Consider the following 26,012-nt stretch of genomic DNA (forward strand, 5'->3'; position numbering starts at 1 on the left):
AGACTCAGTAGTTAAGTGACGATAGCCTAGGAGATACACCTGTTCCCATGCCGAACACAGCAGTTAAGCCCTAGAACGCCTGAAGTAGTTGGGGGTTGCCCCCTGTGAGATACGGTAGTCGCTTAGCAAATAGGGAGTTTAGCTCAGCTGGGAGAGCATCTGCCTTACAAGCAGAGGGTCAGCGGTTCGATCCCGTTAACTCCCATTTTAAGCGGGTGTAGTTTAGTGGTAAAACTACAGCCTTCCAAGCTGTTGTCGCGAGTTCGATTCTCGTCACCCGCTTTGAACTAAATAGGTTCTACCCAAACTTTTGTTTGGGCGCGTAGCTCAGATGGTTAGAGCGCACGCCTGATAAGCGTGAGGTCGGTGGTTCGATTCCACTCGTGCCCATATATGGTCCGTTGGTCAAGGGGTTAAGACACCGCCTTTTCACGGCGGTAACACGGGTTCGAATCCCGTACGGACTATATTTTTTGGAGGATTACCCAAGTCCGGCTGAAGGGAACGGTCTTGAAAACCGTCAGGCGTGTAAAAGCGTGCGTGGGTTCGAATCCCACATCCTCCTTATTACTAACGCGGGATGGAGCAGCTAGGTAGCTCGTCGGGCTCATAACCCGAAGGTCGTAGGTTCAAATCCTGCTCCCGCAATTTGGCTCGGTAGCTCAGTTGGTAGAGCAATGGATTGAAGCTCCATGTGTCGGCGGTTCGATTCCGTCTCGCGCCATTAATTTAATATTTTGGAGAGATAGCGAAGAGGCTAAACGCGGCGGACTGTAAATCCGCTCCTTCGGGTTCGGGGGTTCGAATCCCTCTCTCTCCATACCTTTACGGGCATAGTTTAAAGGTAGAACTAAGGTCTCCAAAACCTTCAGTGTGGGTTCAATTCCTACTGCCCGTGTAGATGGCGGGTGTGGTGAAGTGGTTAACACATCAGATTGTGGCTCTGACATTCGGGGGTTCGATTCCCCTCACTCGCCTATTTTATTGATGGGGTATCGCCAAGCGGTAAGGCAAGGGACTTTGACTCCCTCATTCGTTGGTTCGAATCCAGCTACCCCAGTTACAACTATATGCCGGCGTGGCGGAATTGGCAGACGCGCTGGACTCAAAATCCAGTGTCCGCAAGGACGTGCCGGTTCGACCCCGGCCGCCGGTATAGTTGAAAAGAACTTTCAAGTTTTTCTTGAAAGTTCTTTCTTTTTGCTTGCATTTTCATTTTTTTATGATATACTTAACAAGTTAACAATTAATTGATTAAGGAAATACTTATGAGTAAGCTTGCACATTTAATAGAGATCAAATTACAGGAGATTATCCTGAGTTCTGAAAATCATTTGGAAATTTTGGTTGGGTCTTGCCAGAGTCAAGAAACGCTGACTAATACACAGGAACATATCTTGATGTTGATTGAGAATAAGTCGTATACTAGTTCTGAGATTGCTAAGGAATTAGGGGTTAGCCAGGCTGCTATTACCAAGGCTGTTAAATCTTTGTTGGCAAAAGATATGTTGATGGGGATGCGGGATGAAAAGGATGCACGTATCATTCGGTATCAGTTGACTGATAAGGCCAAGCCAATTGCTTTAGAACATGCGCACCATCATGAATTGACGATTGCTACTTATGACGAAGTATTGGCTGCATATAGCCAAGAGGAACAAGAGATTATTGGTCGTTTTTTGACTGATTTAGTTGGGAAAATTAAAAAGTAATGAGATATATCACTGTTGAAGACTTATCTTTTTCATATGAACAAGAACCGGTCTTAGAGCACATCCATTATCATTTGGATAGTGGAGAATTTGTAACACTTACTGGGGAGAATGGAGCAGCAAAGTCGACTTTGATTCGTGCGACGCTGGGAATTTTGAATCCCTTGTCTGGCTCTGTTGTGATTTCTGATAAGCGTATTTCGGGTAAGAAATTGCGGATGGCCTATCTTCCACAGCAGATTGCTAGCTTTAATGCTGGTTTTCCAAGTACTGTTTTGGAATTTGTTCGTTCGGGGCGTTACCCAAGGCAGGGTTGGTTTAGACGGTTGACGGCTCACGATGAGGAACATGTGAAGAAGAGTTTGGAATCGGTTGGTATGTGGGATCATCGAGATAAAAAACTGGGTTCACTGAGCGGTGGACAAAAGCAACGGGCTGTCATTGCTCGGATGTTTGCATCTGATCCGGATATTTTCATTCTGGATGAGCCGACTACTGGCATGGACAGCGGTACCAAGGATGCTTTTTATAAGTTAATGCACCATTCTGCTAAGAAGCATGGAAAGGCTGTTTTGATGATTACTCATGATCCTGATGAGTTGAGTCGATATGCAGATCGCAATATTCATTTGGTTCGTGATCAGGCTTCTCCTTGGCGCTGTTTCAATGTTCATGATGCGGAATTAGAATCGGAGGTAGGCCATGTTTGATCTGTCTATTTTCCAGTATGATTTCATGCAGCGGGCTTTTTTGGCAATTATTGCCATGAGTTTGTTTTCGCCAATCCTGGGTGTTTTTCTCATTCTTAGAAGACAGAGTTTGATGTCAGATACCCTTAGTCACGTTTCCTTAGCAGGTGTAGCGTTTGGTTTGGTTTTGGGGATTTCTCCGACTGTGTCAACATTACTTGTTGTGGTTGTGGCAGCAGTCTTTCTTGAGTACTTGCGGACGATCTATAAAAACTTTATGGAAATCGGTACGGCAATCTTGATGTCTACAGGTCTGGCTATTTCCCTTATTGTCATGAATAAGTCTGGCGGCAAGTCGAGTTTGAGTTTAGATCAATATCTATTTGGATCGATTGTCACTATTAGCCAGGAACAGGTCTGGGCTTTGTTTGGCATTGCAGTTGCGGTTATCTTGTTGACCCTTCTCTTCCTACGTCCTATGTATATCTTGACTTTTGATGAGGATACAGCTTTTGTGGACGGTTTACCAGTACGTGCCATGTCTATTGCCTTTAATGTGGTGACAGGTGTCGCCATTGCCCTGATGATTCCTGCGGCTGGTGCCCTCTTGGTATCGACCATCATGGTCTTGCCTGCAGCCATTGCGCTTCGTCTAGGGAAAAATTTTAAGTCGGTGATTGTAATCGGAATGTCGATTGGTTTCTTTGGAATGGTCACTGGTTTGTTGACATCTTACTATGCTGAAACACCTGCAAGTGCCAGCATTACCTTGATTTTTATTAGTATTTTCTTATTGGTGAATCTAGTAGCCAAGTTTAAAAAATAGGAGGAATTATGAAAAAATTAGCTCTTTTAGGTTTGGGATTATCGTTCTTCGCCTTGTCTGCCTGTGGTAATAGCACAGCTTCTCAAAATGATGAGTTGAACATCGTGACCACCTTTTATCCTGTCTATGAGTTTACCAAACAGGTTGTGGGTGAGGAAGGAACCGTTGACCTTTTGATTGAAGCGGGTACAGAAGTTCATGACTTTGAGCCGTCTGCCAAGGACATTGCCGTTATTCAAGAAGCGGATACCTTTGTCTATGAAAATGAAAACATGGAAACCTGGGTTCCAGATGTACTGAATACTATTGATACAGATGAGGTTAGTTTCATAAAGGCGACGGAGGGAATGTTGCTCTTGCCTGGTAGCGAGGAAGAAGAACATGACCATGCTGAAGGGGAAGAACATAACCATGCATATGACCCACACGTTTGGTTGTCGCCGGAACGTTCCATTACCTTGGTAGAAACCATTCGGGATGGTTTGATTGCCCAGTATCCTGAGAAAAAAGCTGTTTTTGAAGAAAATGCAGCAGCCTATATTGAAAAGCTAGAAGCTCTGCATTCTCAATATACAGAAACTTTGTCAGCTGCTAAGCAAAAATATTTTGTCACCCAGCATACTGCCTTTGCTTATTTGGCTTTGGATTATGGTTTGCACCAAGTGTCGATCACAGGTGTCTCTGCAGACCAAGAGCCTACGGCAACTCGTTTGGCGGAATTGACCGAATACATCAAGACCTATGGCATCAAGTACATCTATTTTGAAGAGAATGCATCTTCAGCAGTAGCAGAAACCTTGGCAAAAGAAACTGGCGTGGAACTGGACGTTTTGGATACGCTTGAGAGTGTAACGACAGAAGCTATGGATAGTGGTGAGGATTATATTTCCATCATGGAAGCAAACTTGGCGGCTTTGGAAAAAACAACCAGCCAAGCTGGTGTAGAGATCTTGCCAGAAGAGGGTGCGGAAACGGCTCAGACGGTTTACAATGGTTATTTTGAAGATTCTGCGGTAAAAGACCGCACTTTGTCAGATTATGCCGGGGAGTGGCAGTCTGTTTACCCATATTTGCTCGATGGTACGCTTGATCAAGTTTGGGATTACAAGGCGAAAATTAAAGGTGATATGACAGCTGAAGAGTATAAGGCATACTACGACACAGGTTACAAGACAGACGTTGATCAAATCAACATTACAGATAATACCATGGAGTTTCTAGTTGGAGACAAGTCTTACAAGTATACTTATAAGTACGTGGGTTATGAAATTTTGACTTATAAAAAAGGTAACCGTGGTGTTCGTTTCTTATTTGAAGCAACGGATCCAAATGCTGGTGATTACAAGTATGTGCAATTCAGTGACCACAATATTGCTCCTGTTAAGACAGGTCACTTCCATATCTATTTTGGTGGAGAGAGCCAAGAAAAACTATTGGAAGAATTGGAAAACTGGCCGACCTACTATCCAGTTGGTTTGACTGGTTTGGAAATTGGTCAGGAAATGCTGGCTCACTAACATAGGAAAATCGACCGAGTATCTTGCTCGGTCTTTCTTCTTGACATTTTTTGACTACAAATGTAGACTTATTGTAGAAATGTGATTGGAGGTGAATGTGTGGAACAGACAATTTCTGCTGCGGAGTGGCAGGTCATGCGAGTTCTGTGGGCCTATCCTGGTGCGACTTCCCAGGAAATTATTCAGGCCTTGCAGGAAGGCTTTGATTGGCAGGCGACGACCATTAAGACACTTTTAGGTCGTTTGCGGAAGAAAAACTATCTGAGAATGGATAAGGAAACCAGCAAGTACCACTATTATCCGCGAATCAGTGAAGAGGAGCATTTGCAGGGGCAGGTGGAACTCTTACTAGCTACCATCTGTTCCACAAAACAGGGGCAGTTGGTTGAAAACTTGCTAGACACAGGGACATTTTCCCAAAAAAGCCTAGAAAATCTAGCTAGCAAAATTTCTCAGCTACAAAAGACTGCACCTGAGCGAATCGCTTGTCAGTGCTTGGCGGGACAATGTACCTGTGGTCATCATGCAAAAGGAGATTGAATATGAAGCAAACTTTGAAATTGAAAAATTTATCTTGTCAAAATTGTGTCAAACACGTGACCAATCATCTCTTAGATTTGGACGGAGTGGTAGAAGTGAAAATCCAGCTGGATCAGCAGTTGGCGGAAGTGGAAACTTCAGTGGCCTACGATTTGGAGGCCTACCAAGAGGTGTTGGATGATACTATCTACGGAGTTGAAGAGTTGATATAAGCGAAAAAGCAGCCGTCGGGCTGCTTTTTATAATGCTTTGAGAAATCTATGCAGGTCCAGTTGCACTTGTGCAAGGGAAATCTGATCCCAGAAACCATCTTCTTGAAAGCGTGGAATGAGGTGGACATGGAAATGGGTGCCGACATCAAACAAGCGGTCATTGCAAGCTATGGTCACACCGTCAATCGCTAATTCCTGACAGAGTTTTTCAGTCAAAAAGACTTCCAAGTCCGATAATTCGTAGCGAACAACAGGTGGGACTTGGCTGAGCGTGTCATAGTGGTCTTTGCTGATAATCAGTAGATGCCCCGTTTGAACAGGGTCAATATCCCAGACGACCTTGAAATGCTCCGTCTGGTAGAGAATATCTTCTTCTTTGAGTTGGTGGCAAAAAATGCAGGTCATGGCTGTTCTCCTATTGATAGAACAAAAGGAAATCACATAGGATTTCCTTGAAAAACACTAATAAGTCAACACAGAATATTTCTTCTTACCACGACGGATAACGGTCAGCTCGCCGTCAATCTTGTCGCTGTCAGAAAGGGTATAGTCCAAGTCTTGTACACGTTCACCATTGACATAGATGGCACCATTTTGCACATCTTCACGAGCTTGGCGTTTTGAGTTGACAATACCAGAGGTAACCAAGAGTTCAACGATGTTAAGGTTGTCTTCAGCCTGAACAGCGTAGTTTGGAACGTTGCTGAGACCCTGCTTGAGCTCTTTTGCGGACAGGTTTTTGATGTTGCCTGCGAACAATTGCTCGGTAATGTTAAGGGCTTGGTTATAAGCCTCTTCACCGTGAACCAATGTCACGACTTCCTTAGCCAAAATTTTCTGAGCCAGACGTTCATGACGGGCAGCGTCAAATTCTTCTTCAATCTTAGAAATCTCATCTAATGACAAGAAAGTAAAGATTTTCAAGAAACGAACGGCATCGTCATCCATGACATTGAGCCAGAATTGGTACATTTCGTAAGGGGAAGTCTTGTCGGCATCCAACCAAACGGCGTTGCCTTCTGACTTACCAAATTTCTTACCTGTCGAGTCGGTGATAAGCGGAACAGTCATCACGTGGCCAGACTTGTCAGCCTTGCGGCGAAGCAACTCGGTACCTGCTGTCATGTTGCCCCACTGGTCAGAACCACCGATTTGCAGGGTCACATTGTGCTTGTCATTGAGTTCGTAGAAGTCATAACCCTGCATGATTTGGTAGGCAAACTCGGTGTAGGAAATCCCTGTTTCAATCCGTTTTTTCACAGAGTCTTTGCTCATCATGTAGTTGACTGTGTAGTATTTACCGACATCACGAAGGAAGTCAATAAAGCTGATGCCTGAGAACCAGTCGTAGTTGTTGACCATTTCAGCCTTGTTGTCACCATTTTCAAAATCCAAGAAGCGAGAGAGCTGACCTTGGATTTTTGTTACCCAACCGTCCACGGTGTCTTTGGTTTGCAAGCTGCGCTCCGCATCCTTGAAGGAAGGATCGCCAATCAGACCAGTCGCACCGCCGACGAGGGCGTAAGGCTTGTGACCAGCCAACTGCAAACGACGACTAGTTAAAATCGCTACCAAGTGACCCAAGTGCAAGCTGTCAGCTGTTGGGTCGTATCCTGTGTAATAAGAAACCCGTCCTTCTGTCAATGCTTTTACCAAGGCTTCTTCGTCTGTCGTTTGAAAGACCAAGCCACGAGCTTTTAGTTCTTCAAAAATGTTCATGTGTTTCTCCTTAAATGTCGATGCGAAATCACATCTAACCAATAAAAATTATCCCTATTATACCATGAAATTGCTGAAAATACAGACTTTTTGGTATAATGGATAGGATAAGGAGTTTTTTATGTCTAAAAACAAGAAAAACAGTCCAAAAGAGCCTTTGAACTTTACAGGACGTGACTGGATAAGTGTTCTTTTGAGAAGTATGAAATTGATGGTCAATTCCATCACCGTTATCCTTGGCTTAATCGGGGTATTTGGTGTGGGGGTTGGTTTAGGTTACATCGGCAGTCTTTTTGATTCAGTTGAAGTACCGGAATCAACGGAATTGGTTTCGGAAGTGACACAATTGACAAGGATTTCAACGGTCACCTATCAAGATGGGACCTTGGTGTCGGAGGTCAATTCGGATTTGCTGCGTACACCAGTTGAGAGTGCTCAAATTTCGGATTACCTCAAGCAAGCGGTCATTGCAACAGAAGATGAGACCTTTGAGAGCCACAATGGTGTCGTACCTAAGGCTGTGATTCGGGCTGCCCTGGGTTCAATTGGATTTGGTTCTACAAGTGGTGGTTCGACCTTGACCCAGCAGTTGATTAAACAGCAGCTAGTAGGGGATGCGCCGACCTTCACTCGAAAGGCAAATGAGATTGTATCAGCCCTTGCTTTAGAACGAACCATGACCAAGGACGAAATCTTAACAACCTATCTCAATGTCTCGCCTTTCGGTCGTAATAACCAAGGGAAGAACATCGCAGGGGTAGAAGAGGCGGCCCAAGGGATTTTTGGAAAACCTGCAAGTGAGTTGACAGTACCGCAAGCGGCCTTTATTGCTGGTCTGCCACAGAGTCCGATTGTTTACTCACCTTACTCATCTGATGGTAGCCTGAAATCCGCTGAAAATATGAGCTATGGACTCGCCCGTTACAAGGATGTTTTGTACAACATGTACCGTGCGGAATATCTGACCAAGGAAGAATACGAAACTTATCAAGCCTATGACATTACGCAGGATTTCCTTGCTCCGAACCCTGTCACGACTGATACCAAGGACTTCTTGTATTACGCTGTTATGGATGAGGCCAAGGAGCGGATGTATGACTACTTGGTGACGCGTGACAAGGTATCAGAGTCAGATTTGAAAAATGACGAAACGATTGCAGCTTATAGAGAAATGGCTGTAGAAGAGTTGAGTCTAGGTGGTTACGTCATAAAAAGTACTGTCAATAAAACCATCTATGACGCCATGCAAGCAGCAGTTGCGAATTATGGGTATATACTTGACGATGGAGGAGCTTTGGTTGAAACCGGGTCAGTTCTCCTGGACAATAAAACTGGTGCAGTTTTAGGTTTTATTGGTGGCAGAGACTATTCACAAAATCAAAATAACCATGCCTTTAATACATTGCGCTCACCAGCTTCTACGATAAAACCTATTCTTGCTTATGGTATTGCAATTGATCAGGGGTTGATGGGGTCTGCAAGTGTGTTGTCAGATTATCCAACAACTTTTTCAAGCGGTGAACAAATTATGCACGTCAATAGTGTTGGTACTGGGAAAATAGATTTACAGACTGCGCTTAATCGGTCTGTGAATATACCAGTATTTTGGACGTATAAGTTGTTGCAACAATCAGGTGTAGATGTCCAAAGTTATATGGAAAAAATGAACTATCAAATTTCTACTTATGATATTGAAAGCCTTCCACTTGGGGGTGGTGTAGAAGTCTCTGTGGCGACAAATACAAATGCATATCAAACCTTAGCAAATGGAGGTGTATACAACGAACAGTATATAGTTGAAAGCATCACAGCCCCAGATGGTACAGTTATTTATCAACATACAGCCGCACCAGTTCAGGTTTACTCTAAAGCTACGTCTAGCATTATGATGCATTTGTTAAAAGGGGTTATTTCGTCTGGAGTGACAACAAACTATGCTAGTTGGATGAAGTCAATAAATCCTCAAATTATGGCAGGGACAGATATCGTTGGAAAGACAGGTACTAGTAGTGGTGCAGCAGATGCTTGGTTGATGTTAGCAACACCCCAAATTACATTGGGAACATGGGCTGGATATGACGATAATACAAGAATGGCTGATTTCGCTAGTTATAATGATAATCCACATTTTGTTGCTTATTTAACAAATGCCATCTATAATGCGGACGCTAGTTTGTTCCAAGGACGCTTTGAAATGGATGACTCCGTAATCTCCTCTAGTGTGGTGGCTTCGACAGGTCAACGTCCAGGAAGTGTTCAGGTCAATGGTTTTACCTACAATGTTTCAGGAGCTATGACAACGAGTTACTGGGCTAAGAATGGAGCGCCTACAGCGAGCTATAAGTTTATGATTGGCGGAACAGATAGCGACTATGCAACAGCTTGGAATTCCCTCTTTGGCTCGCAGACAAGAAGAAACAGTAGTTCTTCATCGAGTCGCTCTTCTTCATCAGGTGCCTCCAGAAATAGTTCTTCGTCAGAGACATCCACATCTTCTGACACAGAAACTTCAACGGCGAATGATGACGAATAATCTTGCAAGTTTGCAGAAAATATGGTAAAATAGATTAAATTATTTGTCGTGTGTCTTGGTTGAAATATTGTCCAATCAAGGCTTACAGCAGTTAAATCATACTTGAACAAGGAAGATTTAACTGCTCTTTTTGTGTCTATTTGATGGATTTTTAGGAATTGTAATGCATTCTTAAAGATTCTAAAAATTCTAACAAAAGGCAAATGTGTTTGATTTTGCAAAAAATCAATAGAAAAATAGAGGAGAATTAACTTGGCAGGACATGACGTTCAATACGGGAAACATCGTACCCGTCGTAGTTTTTCAAGAATCAAGGAAGTTCTTGATTTACCAAATTTGATTGAAATCCAAACGGATTCTTTCCAGGATTTTCTTGACCATGGCTTGAAGGAAGTCTTTGAAGATGTGCTTCCGGTTTCTAACTTTACAGAAACCATGGAATTGGAATTTGTTGGTTACGAATTAAAGGAACCAAAATATAGCTTGGAAGAGGCGCGTGCACACGATGCTAACTATTCTGCACCAATTTTCGTTACCTTCCGTTTGATCAACAAGGAAACAGGTGAAATTAAAACCCAAGAGGTCTTCTTCGGTGAATTCCCAATCATGACTGAGATGGGTACCTTCATCATCAACGGTGCAGAGCGGATTATCGTTTCTCAGTTGGTTCGTTCACCAGGTGTCTACTTCAATGATAAAGTAGATAAGAACGGTAAAGTAGGTTATGGTTCAACGGTTATCCCTAACCGTGGTGCTTGGTTGGAATTGGAAACAGATTCAAAAGATATTGCCTACACTCGTATCGACCGTACGCGTAAGATTCCATTTACAACGCTGGTGCGTGCTCTTGGTTTCTCAGGTGATGATGAAATCTTCGATATCTTTGGTGATAGCGAATTGGTACGCAACACTATCGAGAAAGATATTCATAAAAATCCAGCGGATTCTCGTACAGATGAAGCCCTCAAGGAAATCTATGAGCGTCTTCGTCCAGGTGAACCAAAGACAGCTGAAAGCTCTCGTAGCCTTTTGACAGCTCGTTTCTTTGATCCACGTCGTTACGACTTGGCGCCTGTTGGTCGTTACAAGATTAATAAAAAACTCAACCTCCGTACTCGCTTGCTCAATCAAACGCTGGCAGAACATGTCATTAACGGTGAAACAGGCGAAATCGTCTTGGAAGCTGGTACTATCTTGAACCGGGATGTTTTGGACCGTATCGAAGACCAGTTTGATGAGCTCAACTTGGTGGAATATATTCCAAATGACTCAGCTGTTTTAACTGAGCCGGTTCTCTTGCAGAAATTCAAGATTGTGGCACCAAAAGATCCAGATCGTGTAGTCACTGTGATTGGTAATGCTAATCCAGCAGAAAACGTACGTACAGTAACACCTGCGGATATCTTGGCTGAAATGAGCTACTTCCTCAACTTGGCTGAGGGTCTTGGTCGTGTAGATGATATTGACCACTTGGGTAACCGTCGTATTCGTGCCGTTGGTGAATTGCTTGCCAACCAAGTACGTATCGGTTTGACTCGTATGGAACGGAACTTGCGTGAGCGTATGTCTGTTCAAGACAATGAAGTATTGACTCCACAACAAATCATCAATATCCGTCCTGTTACAGCTGCGATTAAAGAATTCTTTGGTTCATCACAGTTGTCACAGTTCATGGACCAACACAACCCACTTTCTGAGTTGTCTCACAAACGCCGTTTGTCAGCCTTGGGACCTGGTGGTTTGACCCGTGACCGCGCTGGTTATGAGGTGCGAGACGTTCACTACACCCATTATGGCCGTATGTGTCCGATTGAAACGCCTGAGGGACCAAACATCGGTTTGATTAACAACTTGTCTTCCTATGGTCACCTCAACAAGTATGGTTTCATTCAAACACCATACCGCAAGATCGATCGTGCAACTGGTACAGTAACGAACGAAATCGTTTGGTTGACAGCAGATGAAGAAGATGCCTATATCGTAGCTCAATCGACTTCACCACTTGATGAACACAACCGTTTCGTTGATAAGATTGTTATGGGACGTCATCAAGGTAACAACCAGGAATTCCCAGCAGATTCAGCGGACTTCATGGACGTTTCACCGAAACAGGTAGTTGCCGTTGCGACAGCATGTATTCCTTTCTTGGAAAACGATGACTCCAACCGTGCCCTCATGGGTGCCAACATGCAACGTCAGGCTGTTCCATTGATTGATCCAAAAGCACCTTACGTTGGTACTGGAATGGAATACCAGGCTGCTCACGACTCAGGTGCGGCAATTATCGCTCAACACGATGGTAAGGTTGTTTACGCAGATGCGGACAAGGTAGAAGTGCGTCGTGAAGATGGATCGCTTGATGTCTACCACATTTCTAAATTCCGTCGTTCAAACTCAGGTACGGCCTACAACCAACGTACCCTTGTAAAAGTGGGCGACATCGTAGAAAAAGGCGACTTCATCGCAGATGGACCTTCTATGGAAAATGGGGAAATGGCTCTTGGTCAAAACCCTATCGTTGCCTACATGACGTGGGAAGGTTATAACTTCGAGGATGCGGTTATCATGTCTGAACGCCTTGTGAAAGATGATGTCTATACATCTGTTCACTTAGAAGAATACGAATCAGAAACACGCGATACCAAGTTAGGCCCTGAAGAAATTACTCGTGAAATTCCAAACGTTGGTGAAGATGCTCTTCGCAACTTGGATGAAATGGGTATTATCCGTATCGGTGCTGAAGTTAAAGAAGGCGACATTCTTGTTGGTAAAGTCACACCAAAAGGTGAAAAAGATCTTTCTGCTGAAGAGCGCCTCTTGCACGCAATCTTCGGTGACAAGTCACGTGAAGTACGGGATACTTCTCTTCGTGTGCCTCACGGTGCCGATGGTGTCGTTCGTGATGTGAAAATCTTTACCCGTGCCAACGGTGATGAATTGCAATCAGGTGTTAACATGTTGGTTCGTGTTTACATCGCTCAAAAACGTAAGATCAAGGTCGGAGATAAGATGGCCGGTCGTCACGGTAACAAGGGTGTCGTTTCACGTATTGTACCTGTTGAGGATATGCCATATCTTCCAGACGGAACACCAGTTGACATCATGTTGAACCCACTCGGGGTGCCATCACGTATGAACATCGGTCAGGTTATGGAACTTCACTTGGGTATGGCGGCTCGCAACTTGGGCATTCATATCGCAACACCAGTTTTCGATGGTGCAAGTTCAGAAGACCTCTGGTCAACTGTTAAAGAAGCAGGTATGGACTCAGATGCTAAGACCATTCTTTACGATGGTCGTACAGGTGAGCCATTTGACAACCGTGTGTCTGTCGGTGTCATGTACATGATCAAGCTTCACCACATGGTTGATGATAAACTTCATGCCCGCTCAGTCGGACCATACTCACTCGTTACCCAACAGCCACTCGGAGGTAAGGCTCAGTTTGGTGGACAGCGTTTCGGTGAGATGGAGGTTTGGGCCCTTGAAGCCTATGGTGCTTCAAACGTCCTCCAAGAAATCTTGACTTACAAGTCAGATGATGTGACAGGCCGTCTTAAAGCTTATGAAGCCATCACAAAAGGTAAACCAATTCCAAAACCAGGTGTTCCAGAATCATTCCGCGTTCTTGTCAAAGAATTGCAATCACTTGGTTTGGATATGCGTGTCCTTGATGAAGATGATAATGAAGTAGAATTGCGTGACCTAGATGAAGGTGAAGATGATGATATCATCCACGTAGATGATCTTGAAAAAGCACGTGCAAAAGCAGCAGCTGACGCAGCGGCAGCCTTTGCAGCAGAAGAGGCAGCAGGAAAAGAATAATCAAAATGAAGGAATCGGTTGGTCCTATTCCCTTTTTAAGAGGAAAGAAGGACCAACTGAGGACTTCGGTTTGATGACTGGGAGGAGAACAGAGTTCTGCTTCCAGCGACCTGATGTCAATGATTCAAGAATTTGAGGTGTGACTCATCCACCTCTCACAAGAAAAGAAAGGGATTATTAGTGGTTGACGTAAATCGATTTAAAAGTATGCAAATCACGTTAGCTTCACCCAATAAGGTCCGCTCATGGTCTTATGGTGAGGTTAAAAAACCTGAAACAATCAACTATCGTACACTTAAGCCAGAACGAGATGGACTTTTTGATGAAGTGATTTTTGGTCCAACAAAAGACTGGGAGTGTTCATGTGGAAAATACAAGCGAATCCGTTACAAAGGTATCGTTTGTGACCGCTGTGGTGTTGAAGTAACTCGTGCCAAGGTACGCCGTGAGCGTATGGGCCACATTGAGTTGAAAGCTCCAATCTCACATATCTGGTATTTTAAAGGTATTCCAAGCCGTATGGGCTTGACCTTGGATATGAGCCCACGTGCTCTTGAGGAAGTTATTTACTTCGCCGCTTATGTGGTCATCGATCCAAAAGAAACGCCACTTGAGCACAAATCCATCATGACAGAACGTGAATACCGTGAGCGTTTGCGTGAATACGGTCATGGTTCATTTGTTGCCAAAATGGGTGCTGAAGCTATTCAAGACCTCTTGAAGCAGGTAGATCTTCCAAAAGAAATCGCAGCTCTTAAAGAAGAGTTAAAAACTGCAACTGGGCAAAAACGGATTAAAGCAGTTCGTCGCTTGGATGTACTCGATGCCTTCTACAAATCTGGTAACAAGCCTGAGTGGATGATTCTCAACATCCTTCCTGTTATTCCACCAGATTTGCGTCCGATGGTTCAGTTGGATGGTGGTCGTTTTGCCGCATCTGACTTGAACGAACTCTACCGCCGTGTAATCAACCGTAACAACCGTTTGGCTCGTCTCTTGGAACTTAACGCTCCAGGTATCATCGTACAAAACGAAAAACGGATGTTGCAAGAAGCTGTGGATGCTTTGATTGACAACGGTCGCCGTGGTCGTCCAATTACAGGACCAGGTAGCCGTCCGCTCAAATCACTCAGCCACATGCTCAAAGGTAAGCAAGGGCGTTTCCGTCAAAACTTGCTGGGTAAGCGTGTTGACTTCTCAGGACGTTCCGTTATCGCTGTCGGTCCAACATTGAAAATGTACCAATGTGGTGTGCCACGTGAAATGGCAATCGAGCTCTTCAAACCGTTTGTCATGCGTGAAATCGTTGCCCGTGATATTGCTGGTAACGTAAAAGCTGCAAAACGTTTGATTGAGCGTGGTGATGACCGTATTTGGGATATCTTGGAAGAAGTGATCAAAGAACACCCAGTTCTTTTGAACCGCGCACCTACCCTTCACCGTTTGGGGATCCAGGCTTTTGAGCCAGTTCTGATTGACGGTAAAGCCCTTCGTTTGCACCCGCTTGTCTGTGAAGCCTACAACGCCGACTTTGACGGTGACCAGATGGCCATTCACGTTCCATTGTCAGAAGAAGCACAAGCAGAAGCACGTATCCTTATGCTTGCTGCAGAGCATATCTTGAACCCTAAAGATGGTAAGCCAGTCGTAACACCATCTCAGGATATGGTTTTGGGTAACTACTACTTGACCATGGAAGATGCTGGTCGTGAAGGTGAAGGTATGGTCTTCAAGGATGCGGATGAGGCTGTTATGGCTTACCGAAATGGCTATGTTCACTTGCATACTCGTGTAGGTATCGCAACAGATAGCCTGGACAAACCTTGGAAAGACAACCAAAAACACAAGATTATGATGACAACTGTCGGAAAAATCTTGTTTAACGCGATTATGCCTGAAGGACTTCCTTACTTGCAAGAGCCCAACAACGCTAACTTGACAGAAGGAACTCCTGATAAATACTTCTTGGAACCAGGTTCAGATATCAAGGCTGCTATTGCAGCATTGCCAATCAACCCACCATTCAAGAAGAAAAATCTTGGTAACATCATCGCTGAAATCTTCAAGCGTTTCCGTACAACTGAAACATCAGCCCTCCTTGACCGTTTGAAAGACTTGGGTTACTATCACTCAACACTTGCTGGTTTGACAGTGGGGATTGCCGATATCCCAGTTATCGACAACAAGGCTGAAATCATTGAAGAATCTCACGAGCGTGTCGAACAAATCAAGAAACAATTCCGTCGTGGTATGATTACCGATGATGAGCGTTACGCAGCTGTTACAGATGAGTGGCGTTCCGCTAAGGAAAAATTGGAGAAACGCCTAGTTGAAAAACAAGATCCTAAGAACCCAATCGTTATGATGATGGACTCTGGTGCCCGTGGTAACATCTCTAACTTCTCCCAGTTGGCCGGTATGCGTGGTCTGATGTCAGCTCCGAACGGACGTATCATGGAATTGCCAATCTTGTCTAACTTCCGTGAAGGTCTTTCGGTATTGGAAATGTTCTTCTCAACTCACGGTGCCCGTAAGGGTATGACGGATACGGCCTTGAAGACAGCCGATTCAGGTTACTTGACTCGTCGTTTGGTTGACGTTGCCCAAGATGTCATCATTCGTGAAGATGACTGTGGAACAGACCGTGGTCTTGACATCCGTTCAATCACAGATGGCAAGGAAATGATCGAGCCACTTGAAGAGCGTTTACAAGGTCGTTACAGCAAGAAAACTGTTAAACACCCTGAAACTGGTGCCGTTATCATTGGTCCAAACCAATTGATTACCGAAGACATTGCTCGTGAAATTGTCAATGCAGGTGTGGAACAAGTCACTATCCGTAGCGTATTTACATGTAACACCCGTCACGGTGTCTGCCGTCATTGTTATGGTATCAACTTGGCAACAGGTGATGCGGTTGAAGTGGGTGAAGCAGTTGGTACAATCGCTGCCCAATCGATCGGTGAGCCTGGTACACAGCTTACAATGCGTACCTTCCACACGGGTGGTGTAGCCTCAAACAGCGATATCACGCAGGGTCTTCCTCGTGTCCAAGAGATCTTTGAAGCCCGCAATCCGAAAGGGGAAGCGGTTATCACTGAGGTCAAAGGTGAAGTTACAGCCATCGAAGAAGATGCAGCAACTCGTACCAAGAAAGTCTTTGTTAAAGGTAAAACTGGCGAAGGCGAATATGTGGTTCCATTTACAGCCCGTATGAAGGTTGAAGTTGGTGACCAAGTTGCACGTGGAGCAGCTCTTACCGAAGGTTCTATCCAACCAAAACGCTTGCTTGAAGTCCGTGATGTCTTGGCGGTTGAAACTTACCTTCTTTCTGAAGTTCAAAAAGTTTACCGTAGCCAGGGTGTAGAAATCGGCGACAAGCACATCGAGGTAATGGTTCGTCAAATGCTTCGTAAAGTTCGTGTCATGGATCCAGGCGACACAGATCTTCTCATGGGTACCCTCATGGATATCACTGACTTTACAGATGCCAATGCTGACGTGGTTATTGCTGGTGGCATTCCTGCAACAGCTCGTCCAGTCCTAATGGGTATCACTAAGGCTTCCCTTGAAACCAACTCATTCTTGTCAGCCGCATCCTTCCAGGAAACAACACGTGTCCTTACAGATGCAGCCATTCGTGGTAAACGTGATAACCTTCTCGGTCTGAAAGAGAACGTTATTATCGGTAAGATTATCCCAGCAGGTACAGGTATGGCCCGCTACCGTAATCTTGAACCACAAGCAGTCAATGAAGTTGAAATCATTGAAGACACAGTAGCACAAGAACTTGCCGAAGAAATGGTAACAGAATAATCAACAAAACACAGCTCGATTTGGGCTGTGTTTTCCTATTATTTCGGGATTGTCGGCAAAAGACCATACTTTGTAAAATAATTTACAAGCCAAATCTTTTCATCTCTTCTTTTTTTTCGTTATAATAAATCCATTAAAGGAAGTAAGAGTATGTATCAAGTAATTAAAATGTATGGGGACTTTGAGCCCTGGTGGTTTGTAGATGGCTGGGAAAAAGATATTGTTAGCCAAGAAACTTTTGACGATTTGCAGGATGCTGAGAGATATTTTCGGAAAGAATGTGACCATTTTTCTGAAAAATATGCAAAAACAAAGCAAAAAGAAGATCATTTGGTGGCATTCTGGGATGAAGATGACAGGTATTGGTGCGAAGAATGTGATGAAGAATTGCAACGCTATCATTCCCTGCTCTTGCTTGAAGTAGAAGAGCCGCATTTGAAAAAAGAGTTGAGCCATTCGGGAGAAAGCTGTCAACGAATCTGTCGCATGAAGCAAGATAAATTAGCATAAAAGCTCGGATTAGTCCGAGCTTTTTCTTGTCTTAAAATGTAGACTCATGGTCTGGCTGTCGATTTCCACTTGACCTCCGATTGTGATGGTAAAAAGAGGTTGGGTATGGGCAAAGTCCAAATCGTAGAGAACAGGAATAGTCTTGAGAATAGGATGTTTGTCCAGAATTGCCAGCAAAATTTTCTCTGTCATTTTGGTTTCTTTTGGAAAACGTCCAAAGACGACCGCCTGAGGATTGGGATAGGCTTGCAACAGGGCAGTCAAGTGACGAGCGATAATGAGATAATCGTCGTCTTCCGCCTCCTCTAAAAATAGAATATAGTTGTCTGGTCTGGGTGCAAACTCTGTCCCTGTCAGCAGGTTGAGGGTTGAGATATTTCCGCCGATGGCAATACCAGAGGCCCGGCCTGGATTGTAGACTTTCCAGTCAGTTGGGTAAAAGGTGCGAGGGCCGTCTGGTAGGTACCAAGCGTCACTAGACCATTCAGGACTCGGGGTCAAGTCAAAGGAGTCTTGTGTCACAGCCTTGAGCCAGGCTTCTGTTTGGTACTCTTGCCCCAAATCCATTTTGAAGCTTGAATAAGCTGGACCCATGTAGGTTTGCATACCTGTCTTGGCGTAGATAGCATTGAGCAGGGCAGTCGTATCTGAATAGCCACAGAAAATCTTTGGATGACGAGAAATGAGGTCAAAATCCAGATAGGGCAAAAGTTCATTGCAGTTGAAACCGCCAATGGTTGTCAGAATGGCATCAACTGATTCATCCGCAAAGGCTGCTTCCAAGTCCGCAACACGACTGGCAATCGGAGCGGAGTAAAACAGATCATTTTCAAAATAATGCTCCGAAAAGGATAGCTTGAAGCCTAGGTCTTCCAATTTTTCCTTGGCAGTTAGATTGGCCTCGAAGCCACCAATTCTTTCGATGGAAGATGACGGGCTGACTACGCGTATGTGGTCGCCTTTTTTTAATCTTTTCATAGTAACCTCCAAGCTTTTTTATTATTTTAACAAAAAAGCATGGAAAATCAAGTTTCCTTGCGAATAGATAGGGTGAGGAGGTTTTATGATTCAAGAAAAAGCAAGAAAGTTGATTGAAAAGGCGGTGGCGGATAGGGTCAGTGATATTTATCTGGTTCCTCGTGGTCAGGACTACCAAGTCTATCATCGTATCATGGACGAACGGGAATTTGTGCAAGACCTGGCTGAGGTGGAAGTAACAGCCATCATCAGCCATTTCAAGTTCTTAGCAGGTTTAAATGTCGGTGAAAAACGCCGTAGCCAGCAGGGTTCCTGTGACTATGATTATGGGAACGGCGAGATTTCCCTGCGCCTATCAACTGTCGGAGATTATCGTGGTAAGGAAAGCTTGGTTATCCGCCTGCTCTATGACAATGACAAGGAACTCAAGTTCTGGTTTGAGGCGGCCGAGCGGCTTGCAGAAGAAATCAAGGGACGAGGGCTCTATCTTTTTTCGGGTCCAGTCGGCTCTGGTAAGACCACACTTATGTACCATCTTGCCAGGCTGAAATTCCCAGATAAGCAGATTTTGACCATCGAGGATCCTGTCGAAATCAAACAGGTGGATATGCTGCAACTCCAGCTCAATGAAGCCATCGGAGCCACCTACGACAATCTGATTAAACTGTCCCTCCGTCATCGACCGGACCTGCTTATTATCGGTGAAATTCGGGATGCGGAAACCGCTCGAGCAGTCATTCGAGCCAGCTTGACGGGAGCTACCGTTTTCTCAACAGTTCATGCAAGGTCTATTTCAGGTGTCTATGCCCGTATGTTGGAACTGGGGGTCAGTCCTGAGGAGCTAAACAATGCCCTTCAAGGCATTGCCTATCAACGTTTGATCGGGGGAGGAGGTGTAGTGGATTTTGCAAACGAAAACTACCAAAACCATTCCGCAGACCAGTGGAATGAACAAATTGATCGCCTTTTTGCAGCAGGACATATCAGTCTTCGGCAGGCAGAAACAGAAAAAATTGCCCTTAGTTCGCCAGCGTAAGGTCATTGAACTGTTTAATAATCTCTTTGCCAGTGGTTTTCATCTGGGAGAGATTGTCGATTTTCTTAAGCGTAGTCAGCTTTTGGCAGACCCATATACACAAGTTTTATCCGATGGTCTTCTTGCAGGCAAACCTTTTTCAAGTTTGCTGGCGGATTTGCGGTTTTCAGATGCGGTGGTCACACAGGTGGCTCTGGCAGAAGTTCATGGTAATACCAGCCTGAGTTTGAGCCATATCCAGTCCTATCTGGAAAATGTCAGCAAGGTTCGTAAAAAATTGATTGAGGTGGCGACCTATCCAGTTATCTTGCTTGGTTTTCTGCTTTTGATTATGCTTGGCTTGAAAAACTATCTTCTGCCCCAGTTGGAGGAAGGTAATGTAGCGACCACGCTGATTAATCATCTACCGACCATTTTTTTATCCCTCTGTGGTCTGAATTTGGTGGCTATCATGGCTAGTCTGGTTTGGTTTCGTAAATCAAACAAAATCAAGGCATTTTCCCGTTTGGCAGCTCTGCCATTTTTCGGAAAACTCATCCAAACCTACCTGACGGCCTATTACGCCAGGGAGTGGGGGAGTTTGATTGGGCAAGGTCTGGACCTGCCGCAGATTGTGGGCCTGATGCAGGAGCAACAATCGCAGCTCTTTCGGGAGATTGGCCAGGACCTGGAGCAGTCGCTATCAAATGGTCAGGATTTTCACGATCACATTAAGAATTACGCTTTTTTTAAGCGAGAGTTGAGTTTGATTGTCGAGTACGGTCAGGTCAAGTCCAAATTGGGGAGCGAGTTGATAGTCTATGCTGCTGAGTGTTGGGAGGAATTTTTCTCTCGGGTCAATAGAGCCATGCAACTGATCCAACCGCTGGTCTTTCTCTTTGTGGCCTTAATGGTCGTTCTCATCTACGCAGCCATGTTGCTGCCGATTTATCAAAATATGGAGTTATAAAATGAAAAAATTAATTGAAATGAAGGTAAAAGGGTTCACTCTGGTGGAAATGTTAGTCGTTTTGGGGATCATTAGCCTGCTCTTGCTCCTCTTTGTGCCTAATTTGAGCAAGCAGAAGGATGCCATTCAGGAGAAGGGGGATGCGGCCGTTGTCAAAGTTGTAGAAAGTCAGATGGAGCTCTATGAACTGGCACATGACAAGGAAGCAACGGTGGCAGACTTGCAACAGGCAGGTTATATTACTGAAAAACAAGCACAATCTTACAATGAATACAAGGCGCTTAAAGCAAACCAATAAAGCTTTCACCTTGTTTGAAAGTCTGTTAACTCTATTTGTCATCAGTTTCTTAGCTGTTTCCTTGTCAGGTACGGTGCAGACAGCCTTTCGGTCTGTCGAGGAAGAGATTTTTCTCTGGGAATATGAAGCCATCTACAAAGATAGTCAGAAGTTGGCAGCCAGTTCCCACCAAGCAGTCAGTCTTTCTATCGGTGGACAGGAAGTGACCAATGGTCATCAGGCAGTCCAGGTACCCAGAAACGTAAAAGTATTGGAAGAGAAGACCATCCAATTTGAAGAAAACGGAGGTAATTCTTCTCTGACCAAGATTCGTTTTCGGCTTAGTCAAAAAATAGTCACGTATCAATTATATATAGGGAGTGGTCGCTATAAGAAAACAGAAGAATAAGGCTTATATTTTGCTAGAAAGTTTGGTTGCCCTTGCGACCCTAGTGACTATTTGCAGTTTGATTTTGTCAGCGGTGGATGCAGGTCGTAGGCGACAGGCTTGGGAATTGGAACAACAGGAGGTTCTCAATCTAGCGCAGATGGCTGTTCAGACCGACCAAGATAAGCTAGCCTTAAACGGTGTTACAGTTCAGGTTCAACGAACAGCGGACAGGATTGCGGTTTTCCACGAGGGAAAGGAGGTTTTATCGGTTGTTAAAAAGTAAGGTTCCTGCTTTTACTCTCTTGGAATGCTTGGTGGCCTTAGTCATCCTATCAGGTAGTTTGTTGGTTTTTGAAGGCTTATCCAAATTACTGGTCCAGGAATCGCATTATCAAAGAAATAGCATCCAGAAGGAATGGTTGGTCTTCTCTAGTCAATTGCGGTCGGAATGGGACCAGTCGGACCTGGTCAAGGTTGAAAATGGCAAGGTCTATGTCAATAAGGGTGGGCAAGCATTAGCATTTGGCAAGTCACGTTCGGATGATTTTCGGAAAACCAATGATAAGGGACAGGGCTACCAGCCCATGCTTTATCAGGTAGATAGCGCAGCTATTTCCCAAGAAAACCAGCTGGTGCGTATCGACTTTAGCTTTAAAAATGGAGAGGAGCGGACCTTTATCTATGCTTTTAAAGAAAAAAGTTAAGGCTGGCATCCTAGTCTATGCCCTTTTGATGCTGGCGGTTTTTAGTCTATTGCTTCAGTTTTATCTCCATCGTCAAGAAGCCGAAAGTCAATTAAATCATGTTACGAAGCAAGAAGCGACGGCCTATATCATGGCTCAGATGGTCTTGGACCAGGTTGAAGGAGACTTGCAGGAGAATCAAGCAGTTGCCGAGGAGGTAGCTCTTCAAACAAACGAAAAGAAGAGACATGAAACTGTCATCAGTGGTGAGATAGCAAGAAGAGAGGAAGAAGAGGTACAAGAAACGACTAACACTAAGCCAGGACCAGCTACAAAATCAGTTGACACATCATCTACTCAAAATGTGGAAAGCAAATCAATAGAAGATAAGGGAACGGTCACTTTTCAAGAGGGGCAGGCTAGCTATCATGTCCAAAACAAGCACGTAATAATTATTGTAGCACTAGGTAAGGGAGGATCCTATCACTATCGATTTCCGGTTCTATTAGCGTTTGAAGGAGAGTAAGCAGTTGGCTCTCCTTTTTGGTGCAAAGTTAGTGAATTTTTGATAAGATAGGAGTATGAATTTTGAAAAAATTGAACAGGCTTACGACCTGTTATTAGAAAACGTACAGACTATCCAAAATCAACTGGGCACCAATATCTATGATGCCATGATTGAGCAGAATGCAGCTTATGCAGCTTATGTAGCTGGTCAGCATGAGACCGACCTTGTTGTTGATAATAATCAAGCCTTGAAAACGTTAAATTTAACAAAGGAAGAATGGCGCCGTGCCTTCCAATTCTTGCTGATTAAGTCTAACCAGACAGAACCAATGCAGTACAACCACCAGTTCACTCCAGACAGCATTGGGTTTATTTTGACCTTTCTTATGGACCAGTTGGTGCCACAAGACTCTGTGACAGTCTTGGAAATTGGTTCTGGGACTGGGAACTTGGCGCAAACTATTCTCAATGCCAGCCAAAAGAATCTAGACTATCTAGGAATTGAAATTGACGACTTGTTGATTGATTTGTCGGCCAGTATGGCAGAGGTTATACAGGCGGAGATTTCATTTGCCCAGGGAGATGCGGTTCGTCCGCAGATTTTGAAGGAAAGCCAAGTCATTATTGCGGACCTGCCGATTGGTTTTTATCCAGATGACCAGGTTGCCAGTCGCTATCAGGTGGCGAGCCAGACAGAGCATACCTACGCCCACCATTTGCTGATGGAACAGTCTCTCAAATATCTGGCAAAAGATGGTTTTGCTATTTTATTGGCTCCAAATGATTTATTGACCAGTCCTCAGAGTGATTTGTTAAAAGGGTGGTTACAGGAACAAGCCAATATCGTTGCCATGATTGCCCTGCCACCAAGTCTGTTTGGGAAATCTGCCATGTCCAAGTCAATTTTTGTCTTGCAAAAAAAAGCTGCGAGACAATTGGCGCCGTTTGTCTATCCCTTGCAGAGTTTGCAAGAACCAGAAGCTATTCAGAAGTTCATGGTCAATTTTAAAAAATGGAAGCAAGAGAATGCAATCTAAGTAAAAATCTGTTATACTAAATAGGAAAACGCTTTTAAAGGGGAATACTATGTCAAAAACAATTGCGATTAACGCAGGTAGCTCAAGTTTAAAATGGCAACTGTACCAAATGCCAGAAGAAATTGTCTTAGCAAAAGGGATTGTTGAGCGTATCGGCTTGAAGGATTCAATTGTCACAGTAAAATTTGGTGATCAAAAAGCTGAACAAGTTTTGGATATCGCTGACCATGTCCAAGCAGTAAAAATCTTGTTGGAAGACTTGCTCAAGCACAATATTATTGCTGATTTCACAGAAATCACTGGTGTTGGTCACCGTGTGGTTGCAGGTGGTGAAGTCTTCAAAGATTCAGTTGTGATCACAGATGAAGTATTGAAACAGATTGAAGATCTTTCTAGTCTTGCTCCACTGCATAACCCAGCTAATGCAGCAGGTATCAGAGCTTTTAAAGATATCTTGCCAGACGTTACTAGCGTAGCAGTATTTGATACGGCCTTCCATTCGACAATGCCAGAGGTAGCTTACCGTTACCCAGTCCCAAACAAATACTATGAAGAGAACCAAGTTCGTAAGTATGGTGCCCATGGAACATCTCATTTCTATGTTTCACGTGAAGCAGCCAAATTGCTAGGCAAGCCACTGGAAGAAACAAAAGTGATTACTGCTCACATTGGAAACGGTATTTCGATTTCAGCGATTGAAGGTGGAAAATCTGTTGATACTTCAATGGGCTTCACTCCGCTCGCAGGTCCGATGATGGGAACTCGTTCAGGTGATATTGATCCAGCCATCATCCCTTACTTGATTGAAAATGTGGATGACTTAAAAGACGCGGCAGATGTGATCAATGTCTTGAACAAGCAGTCTGGCATTCTTGGGATTGCAGAAGTCTCAAGCGATATGCGTGAGGTTGAAGCTGGTGTTGAAGCTGGTGATGAAAAATGTACCTTGGCCTTTAATATGCTGGTTAATCGTCTGCAAAAATTCATCGGTCAGTATTTTGCTGTTTTGAATGGTGCAGATGCTCTCGTCTTTACAGCAGGTATTGGTGAAAACTCTGTTAAAGTCCGTGAAGCAGTTGTATCTGGTCTGACCTGGTTCGGTCTGGAGTTGGATCCAGAGAAGAATGTCTTTGGTAACAGCGGAGATATTTCAACAGCTGATTCGCGAGTGAAAGTCTTGGTGATTCCAACTGATGAAGAATTGGTTATCGCGCGTGATGTAGAGCGGTTGAAATAAGAAAATTGAGAGAGGTCAGTGCTAGTTACTGGCCTTTTATCGTCATTTAGTTTTTCTTTTATTACTTCGACGAATGAGGAAACTTTGTTTCCTTATTTCCAACTTCAAACACTCCACTGGAGTATTTGAACTCGCCTTGCCTAACTCCAGTTATGCCTGCGGCTCGTTGCCTAGTACTAAAAGTAAACTAAAAGACTATATCTATAGTTGTTTCACATAGCCTGTCATTGTTAGAAGCGATTGGTCAGTCTAGAAGAATTATGGTACAATAGTGAAGCAAAGAAATTTGCACAGAGTAGGTGGTTTGCGTTAAGTGTATGTGGATGGGATGTTGCCACATAACGAAGCGTCAGCGCGGTAAACCATTGCATCCGCTGTCGAATACATACGACAGCTCCATTTTTTGAAAAAGGAGCGTTTTTATGGAAAAGAAAATTCCAAAACTAACGGTGCAGCTGTTGGCTGCTGTTGCAGTAACTCTTGCCTTGGTCATGATTGTAGAGAACTATTTCTCCATTCGTCTTTCGGATACCTTGCAGGTCCAGTTTACCTTTATCCCAAATGCTATTTTGGGAGCTATTGCCGGTCCTGTTTGGGCTGCTGTATTTGTGGCGATTTCAGACCCAGTCTTTGTCTTGTTTAGTGGACAGACCATGCTATTCAGCTTTATCTTGATTGAAGCGGTATCGGCTTTTCTCTATGGCTGGTTTTTCTATCAGAAACCACTCGATAGCAAGAAGAAGGCTGATTGGCTCTATGTTGCTGGGGTTGTTGTCTTCATTCAACTTGTGATTTCATTTATCATGACACCGGTTGCTCTTCATTTCCATTTTGGAACACCTTGGATTGCCTTGTATAGCAGTCGTTTTATAAAAGCTATTTTTGAAATTCCATTACGCATTGTCGTGACCATGCTTGTCTTGCCAAGTTTACAAAAAATACCTGAATTGGCTAGGTTAATGGGCCTTAAATAAGAAACTATCTAGCAACAGGTCATCCCCCTGTTGCTTTTTATAGA

General features: G+C 44.1%; 23 protein-coding genes, 12 tRNA genes, 1 rRNA gene and 1 riboswitch. Of the genes, 33 read left to right on the forward strand and 3 right to left on the reverse strand.

Annotation, left to right across the window (positions count from 1 at the left end):
- The first annotated feature begins 11 nt into the window (after nucleotides 1-11).
- The 19 genes from rrf to J5566_RS05430 all read left to right on the forward strand — a co-directional run bounded on the left by rrf (nucleotide 12) and on the right by J5566_RS05430 (nucleotide 5,496).
- Nucleotides 12-127 (forward strand): 5S ribosomal RNA (rrf, locus tag J5566_RS05340).
- A gap of 5 nt (nucleotides 128-132) precedes the next feature.
- A tRNA-Val gene (locus J5566_RS05345) sits at nucleotides 133-205 on the forward strand.
- A 6-nt stretch (nucleotides 206-211) separates the two neighbouring features.
- A tRNA-Gly gene (locus J5566_RS05350) sits at nucleotides 212-282 on the forward strand.
- Between the two features lie 34 nt (nucleotides 283-316).
- A tRNA-Ile gene (locus J5566_RS05355) sits at nucleotides 317-390 on the forward strand.
- A 5-nt stretch (nucleotides 391-395) separates the two neighbouring features.
- Nucleotides 396-467, forward strand: a tRNA-Glu gene (locus tag J5566_RS05360).
- Between the two features lie 8 nt (nucleotides 468-475).
- Nucleotides 476-565, forward strand: a tRNA-Ser gene (locus J5566_RS05365).
- A 9-nt stretch (nucleotides 566-574) separates the two neighbouring features.
- Nucleotides 575-648, forward strand: a tRNA-Met gene (locus J5566_RS05370).
- Nucleotides 649-651: 3 nt separating this feature from the next.
- Nucleotides 652-724, forward strand: a tRNA-Phe gene (locus J5566_RS05375).
- A gap of 15 nt (nucleotides 725-739) precedes the next feature.
- Nucleotides 740-820, forward strand: a tRNA-Tyr gene (locus J5566_RS05380).
- Nucleotides 821-827: 7 nt separating this feature from the next.
- Nucleotides 828-898 (forward strand) — tRNA-Trp (locus J5566_RS05385).
- 6 nt (nucleotides 899-904) lie between these two features.
- Nucleotides 905-977, forward strand: a tRNA-His gene (locus tag J5566_RS05390).
- An 11-nt stretch (nucleotides 978-988) separates the two neighbouring features.
- Nucleotides 989-1,060: transfer RNA gene (locus J5566_RS05395), tRNA-Gln, on the forward strand.
- A gap of 12 nt (nucleotides 1,061-1,072) precedes the next feature.
- Nucleotides 1,073-1,156, forward strand: a tRNA-Leu gene (locus J5566_RS05400).
- A gap of 112 nt (nucleotides 1,157-1,268) precedes the next feature.
- Nucleotides 1,269-1,712: a zinc-dependent MarR family transcriptional regulator gene (locus tag J5566_RS05405; RefSeq protein WP_208562420.1), complete on the forward strand. Its 444-nt coding sequence runs from the start codon at nucleotides 1,269-1,271 to the stop codon at nucleotides 1,710-1,712.
- A complete protein-coding gene (locus J5566_RS05410; protein ID WP_208562421.1) occupies nucleotides 1,712-2,422 on the forward strand; it encodes a metal ABC transporter ATP-binding protein in 711 nt (236 codons plus the stop codon). Before J5566_RS05405 ends, J5566_RS05410 begins: the two co-directional genes overlap by 1 nt.
- Complete coding sequence (locus J5566_RS05415) at nucleotides 2,415-3,227, forward strand: metal ABC transporter permease (protein WP_125266200.1); 813 nt, start codon at nucleotides 2,415-2,417, stop codon at nucleotides 3,225-3,227. The genes J5566_RS05410 and J5566_RS05415 overlap by 8 nt, the downstream gene beginning before the upstream one ends.
- A gap of 8 nt (nucleotides 3,228-3,235) precedes the next feature.
- On the forward strand, nucleotides 3,236-4,744 hold the full coding sequence (locus J5566_RS05420; protein ID WP_208562422.1) for a metal ABC transporter solute-binding protein, Zn/Mn family: 1,509 nt from the start codon (nucleotides 3,236-3,238) through the stop codon (nucleotides 4,742-4,744).
- A 99-nt stretch (nucleotides 4,745-4,843) separates the two neighbouring features.
- The gene (locus J5566_RS05425; protein ID WP_208562423.1) at nucleotides 4,844-5,284 is read left to right on the forward strand and encodes a CopY/TcrY family copper transport repressor; all 441 of its coding nucleotides are present in this window, start codon (nucleotides 4,844-4,846) and stop codon (nucleotides 5,282-5,284) included.
- Between the two features lie 2 nt (nucleotides 5,285-5,286).
- A complete protein-coding gene (locus J5566_RS05430) occupies nucleotides 5,287-5,496 on the forward strand; it encodes a heavy-metal-associated domain-containing protein (protein ID WP_208562424.1) in 210 nt (69 codons plus the stop codon).
- Nucleotides 5,497-5,523: 27 nt separating this feature from the next.
- On the opposite strand, the gene J5566_RS05435 is transcribed toward J5566_RS05430, so the two are convergent.
- On the reverse strand, nucleotides 5,524-5,901 hold the full coding sequence (locus J5566_RS05435) for an HIT family protein (protein WP_208562425.1): 378 nt from the start codon (nucleotides 5,899-5,901) through the stop codon (nucleotides 5,524-5,526).
- Between the two features lie 57 nt (nucleotides 5,902-5,958).
- The gene (gene tyrS / locus J5566_RS05440) at nucleotides 5,959-7,215 is read right to left on the reverse strand and encodes a tyrosine--tRNA ligase (protein WP_208562426.1); all 1,257 of its coding nucleotides are present in this window, start codon (nucleotides 7,213-7,215) and stop codon (nucleotides 5,959-5,961) included.
- A gap of 121 nt (nucleotides 7,216-7,336) precedes the next feature.
- On the opposite strand from tyrS, the gene pbp1b reads away from it, so the two are divergent.
- From pbp1b to J5566_RS05460, 4 genes are all read left to right on the forward strand, one after another.
- Nucleotides 7,337-9,748, forward strand: coding sequence for a penicillin-binding protein PBP1B (pbp1b, locus tag J5566_RS05445; protein ID WP_208562427.1), 2,412 nt, complete (start codon nucleotides 7,337-7,339; stop codon nucleotides 9,746-9,748).
- Nucleotides 9,749-10,000: 252 nt separating this feature from the next.
- On the forward strand, nucleotides 10,001-13,573 hold the full coding sequence (gene rpoB, locus J5566_RS05450; RefSeq protein ID WP_208562428.1) for a DNA-directed RNA polymerase subunit beta: 3,573 nt from the start codon (nucleotides 10,001-10,003) through the stop codon (nucleotides 13,571-13,573).
- 180 nt (nucleotides 13,574-13,753) lie between these two features.
- Nucleotides 13,754-17,389 (forward strand): DNA-directed RNA polymerase subunit beta', encoded by a 3,636-nt coding sequence (gene rpoC, locus J5566_RS05455; RefSeq protein ID WP_208562429.1) that lies wholly within the window; start codon nucleotides 13,754-13,756, stop codon nucleotides 17,387-17,389.
- Nucleotides 17,390-17,539: 150 nt separating this feature from the next.
- On the forward strand, nucleotides 17,540-17,899 hold the full coding sequence (locus J5566_RS05460) for a DUF1033 family protein (RefSeq protein WP_208562430.1): 360 nt from the start codon (nucleotides 17,540-17,542) through the stop codon (nucleotides 17,897-17,899).
- A 9-nt stretch (nucleotides 17,900-17,908) separates the two neighbouring features.
- Here J5566_RS05460 and J5566_RS05465 read toward each other — a convergent pair whose 3' ends face one another.
- Nucleotides 17,909-18,877: a S66 family peptidase gene (locus J5566_RS05465; protein WP_208562431.1), complete on the reverse strand. Its 969-nt coding sequence runs from the start codon at nucleotides 18,875-18,877 to the stop codon at nucleotides 17,909-17,911.
- Nucleotides 18,878-18,962: 85 nt separating this feature from the next.
- Between J5566_RS05465 and comGA the strand changes: the two genes are divergently transcribed.
- From comGA to J5566_RS05515, 10 genes are all read left to right on the forward strand, one after another.
- Nucleotides 18,963-19,913, forward strand: coding sequence for a competence type IV pilus ATPase ComGA (gene comGA / locus J5566_RS05470; protein WP_105117568.1), 951 nt, complete (start codon nucleotides 18,963-18,965; stop codon nucleotides 19,911-19,913).
- Nucleotides 19,825-20,862, forward strand: a complete 1,038-nt coding sequence (comGB, locus tag J5566_RS05475) for a competence type IV pilus assembly protein ComGB (RefSeq protein WP_244228959.1) — start codon at nucleotides 19,825-19,827, stop codon at nucleotides 20,860-20,862. The genes comGA and comGB overlap by 89 nt, the downstream gene beginning before the upstream one ends.
- Nucleotide 20,863: 1 nt before the next feature.
- Nucleotides 20,864-21,160 carry a competence type IV pilus major pilin ComGC gene (comGC, locus tag J5566_RS05480; protein ID WP_208562432.1) on the forward strand — a complete coding sequence of 99 codons (297 nt, stop codon included), beginning with the start codon at nucleotides 20,864-20,866 and terminating at the stop codon, nucleotides 21,158-21,160.
- Nucleotides 21,129-21,548, forward strand: a complete 420-nt coding sequence (comGD, locus tag J5566_RS05485; protein WP_208562433.1) for a competence type IV pilus minor pilin ComGD — start codon at nucleotides 21,129-21,131, stop codon at nucleotides 21,546-21,548. The genes comGC and comGD overlap by 32 nt, the downstream gene beginning before the upstream one ends.
- On the forward strand, nucleotides 21,520-21,813 hold the full coding sequence (comGE, locus tag J5566_RS05490) for a competence type IV pilus minor pilin ComGE (protein WP_208562434.1): 294 nt from the start codon (nucleotides 21,520-21,522) through the stop codon (nucleotides 21,811-21,813). The genes comGD and comGE overlap by 29 nt, the downstream gene beginning before the upstream one ends.
- Nucleotides 21,800-22,234: a competence type IV pilus minor pilin ComGF gene (gene comGF, locus J5566_RS05495; protein ID WP_208562435.1), complete on the forward strand. Its 435-nt coding sequence runs from the start codon at nucleotides 21,800-21,802 to the stop codon at nucleotides 22,232-22,234. Before comGE ends, comGF begins: the two co-directional genes overlap by 14 nt.
- The gene (comGG, locus tag J5566_RS05500) at nucleotides 22,212-22,739 is read left to right on the forward strand and encodes a competence type IV pilus minor pilin ComGG (RefSeq protein WP_208562436.1); all 528 of its coding nucleotides are present in this window, start codon (nucleotides 22,212-22,214) and stop codon (nucleotides 22,737-22,739) included. The genes comGF and comGG overlap by 23 nt, the downstream gene beginning before the upstream one ends.
- 55 nt (nucleotides 22,740-22,794) lie before the next feature.
- Nucleotides 22,795-23,757: a class I SAM-dependent methyltransferase gene (locus tag J5566_RS05505; protein WP_208562437.1), complete on the forward strand. Its 963-nt coding sequence runs from the start codon at nucleotides 22,795-22,797 to the stop codon at nucleotides 23,755-23,757.
- 49 nt (nucleotides 23,758-23,806) lie between these two features.
- On the forward strand, nucleotides 23,807-24,994 hold the full coding sequence (locus J5566_RS05510) for an acetate kinase (protein ID WP_208562438.1): 1,188 nt from the start codon (nucleotides 23,807-23,809) through the stop codon (nucleotides 24,992-24,994).
- A 289-nt stretch (nucleotides 24,995-25,283) separates the two neighbouring features.
- Nucleotides 25,284-25,373: riboswitch (THF riboswitch) on the forward strand.
- A 43-nt stretch (nucleotides 25,374-25,416) separates the two neighbouring features.
- Nucleotides 25,417-25,968 (forward strand): folate family ECF transporter S component, encoded by a 552-nt coding sequence (locus J5566_RS05515; protein WP_208562439.1) that lies wholly within the window; start codon nucleotides 25,417-25,419, stop codon nucleotides 25,966-25,968.
- Nucleotides 25,969-26,012 lie beyond the last annotated feature (44 nt).

The organism is Streptococcus suis (genome assembly GCF_017601095.1).
In the GTDB taxonomy this organism is placed as follows: domain Bacteria; phylum Bacillota; class Bacilli; order Lactobacillales; family Streptococcaceae; genus Streptococcus; species Streptococcus suis_Z.

What these genes read in the sequence shown, in the direction of transcription:
- J5566_RS05405 (WP_208562420.1), top strand. Translation starts at nt 1,269, where the DNA reads ATGAGTAAGCTTGCACATTTAATAGAGATCAAATTACAGGAGATTATC.
- J5566_RS05410 (WP_208562421.1), top strand. Translation starts at nt 1,712, where the DNA reads ATGAGATATATCACTGTTGAAGACTTATCTTTTTCATATGAACAAGAA.
- J5566_RS05415 (WP_125266200.1), top strand. Translation starts at nt 2,415, where the DNA reads ATGTTTGATCTGTCTATTTTCCAGTATGATTTCATGCAGCGGGCTTTT.
- J5566_RS05420 (WP_208562422.1), top strand. Translation starts at nt 3,236, where the DNA reads ATGAAAAAATTAGCTCTTTTAGGTTTGGGATTATCGTTCTTCGCCTTG.
- J5566_RS05430 (WP_208562424.1), top strand. Translation starts at nt 5,287, where the DNA reads ATGAAGCAAACTTTGAAATTGAAAAATTTATCTTGTCAAAATTGTGTC.
- J5566_RS05435 (WP_208562425.1), bottom strand. Translation starts at nt 5,901, where the DNA reads ATGACCTGCATTTTTTGCCACCAACTCAAAGAAGAAGATATTCTCTAC.
- tyrS (WP_208562426.1), bottom strand. Translation starts at nt 7,215, where the DNA reads ATGAACATTTTTGAAGAACTAAAAGCTCGTGGCTTGGTCTTTCAAACG.
- pbp1b (WP_208562427.1), top strand. Translation starts at nt 7,337, where the DNA reads ATGTCTAAAAACAAGAAAAACAGTCCAAAAGAGCCTTTGAACTTTACA.
- J5566_RS05460 (WP_208562430.1), top strand. Translation starts at nt 17,540, where the DNA reads ATGTATCAAGTAATTAAAATGTATGGGGACTTTGAGCCCTGGTGGTTT.
- J5566_RS05465 (WP_208562431.1), bottom strand. Translation starts at nt 18,877, where the DNA reads ATGAAAAGATTAAAAAAAGGCGACCACATACGCGTAGTCAGCCCGTCA.
- comGA (WP_105117568.1), top strand. Translation starts at nt 18,963, where the DNA reads ATGATTCAAGAAAAAGCAAGAAAGTTGATTGAAAAGGCGGTGGCGGAT.
- comGB (WP_244228959.1), top strand. Translation starts at nt 19,825, where the DNA reads ATGAACAAATTGATCGCCTTTTTGCAGCAGGACATATCAGTCTTCGGC.
- comGC (WP_208562432.1), top strand. Translation starts at nt 20,864, where the DNA reads ATGAAAAAATTAATTGAAATGAAGGTAAAAGGGTTCACTCTGGTGGAA.
- comGD (WP_208562433.1), top strand. Translation starts at nt 21,129, where the DNA reads ATGAATACAAGGCGCTTAAAGCAAACCAATAAAGCTTTCACCTTGTTT.
- comGG (WP_208562436.1), top strand. Translation starts at nt 22,212, where the DNA reads ATGCTTTTAAAGAAAAAAGTTAAGGCTGGCATCCTAGTCTATGCCCTT.
- J5566_RS05505 (WP_208562437.1), top strand. Translation starts at nt 22,795, where the DNA reads ATGAATTTTGAAAAAATTGAACAGGCTTACGACCTGTTATTAGAAAAC.
- J5566_RS05510 (WP_208562438.1), top strand. Translation starts at nt 23,807, where the DNA reads ATGTCAAAAACAATTGCGATTAACGCAGGTAGCTCAAGTTTAAAATGG.
- J5566_RS05515 (WP_208562439.1), top strand. Translation starts at nt 25,417, where the DNA reads ATGGAAAAGAAAATTCCAAAACTAACGGTGCAGCTGTTGGCTGCTGTT.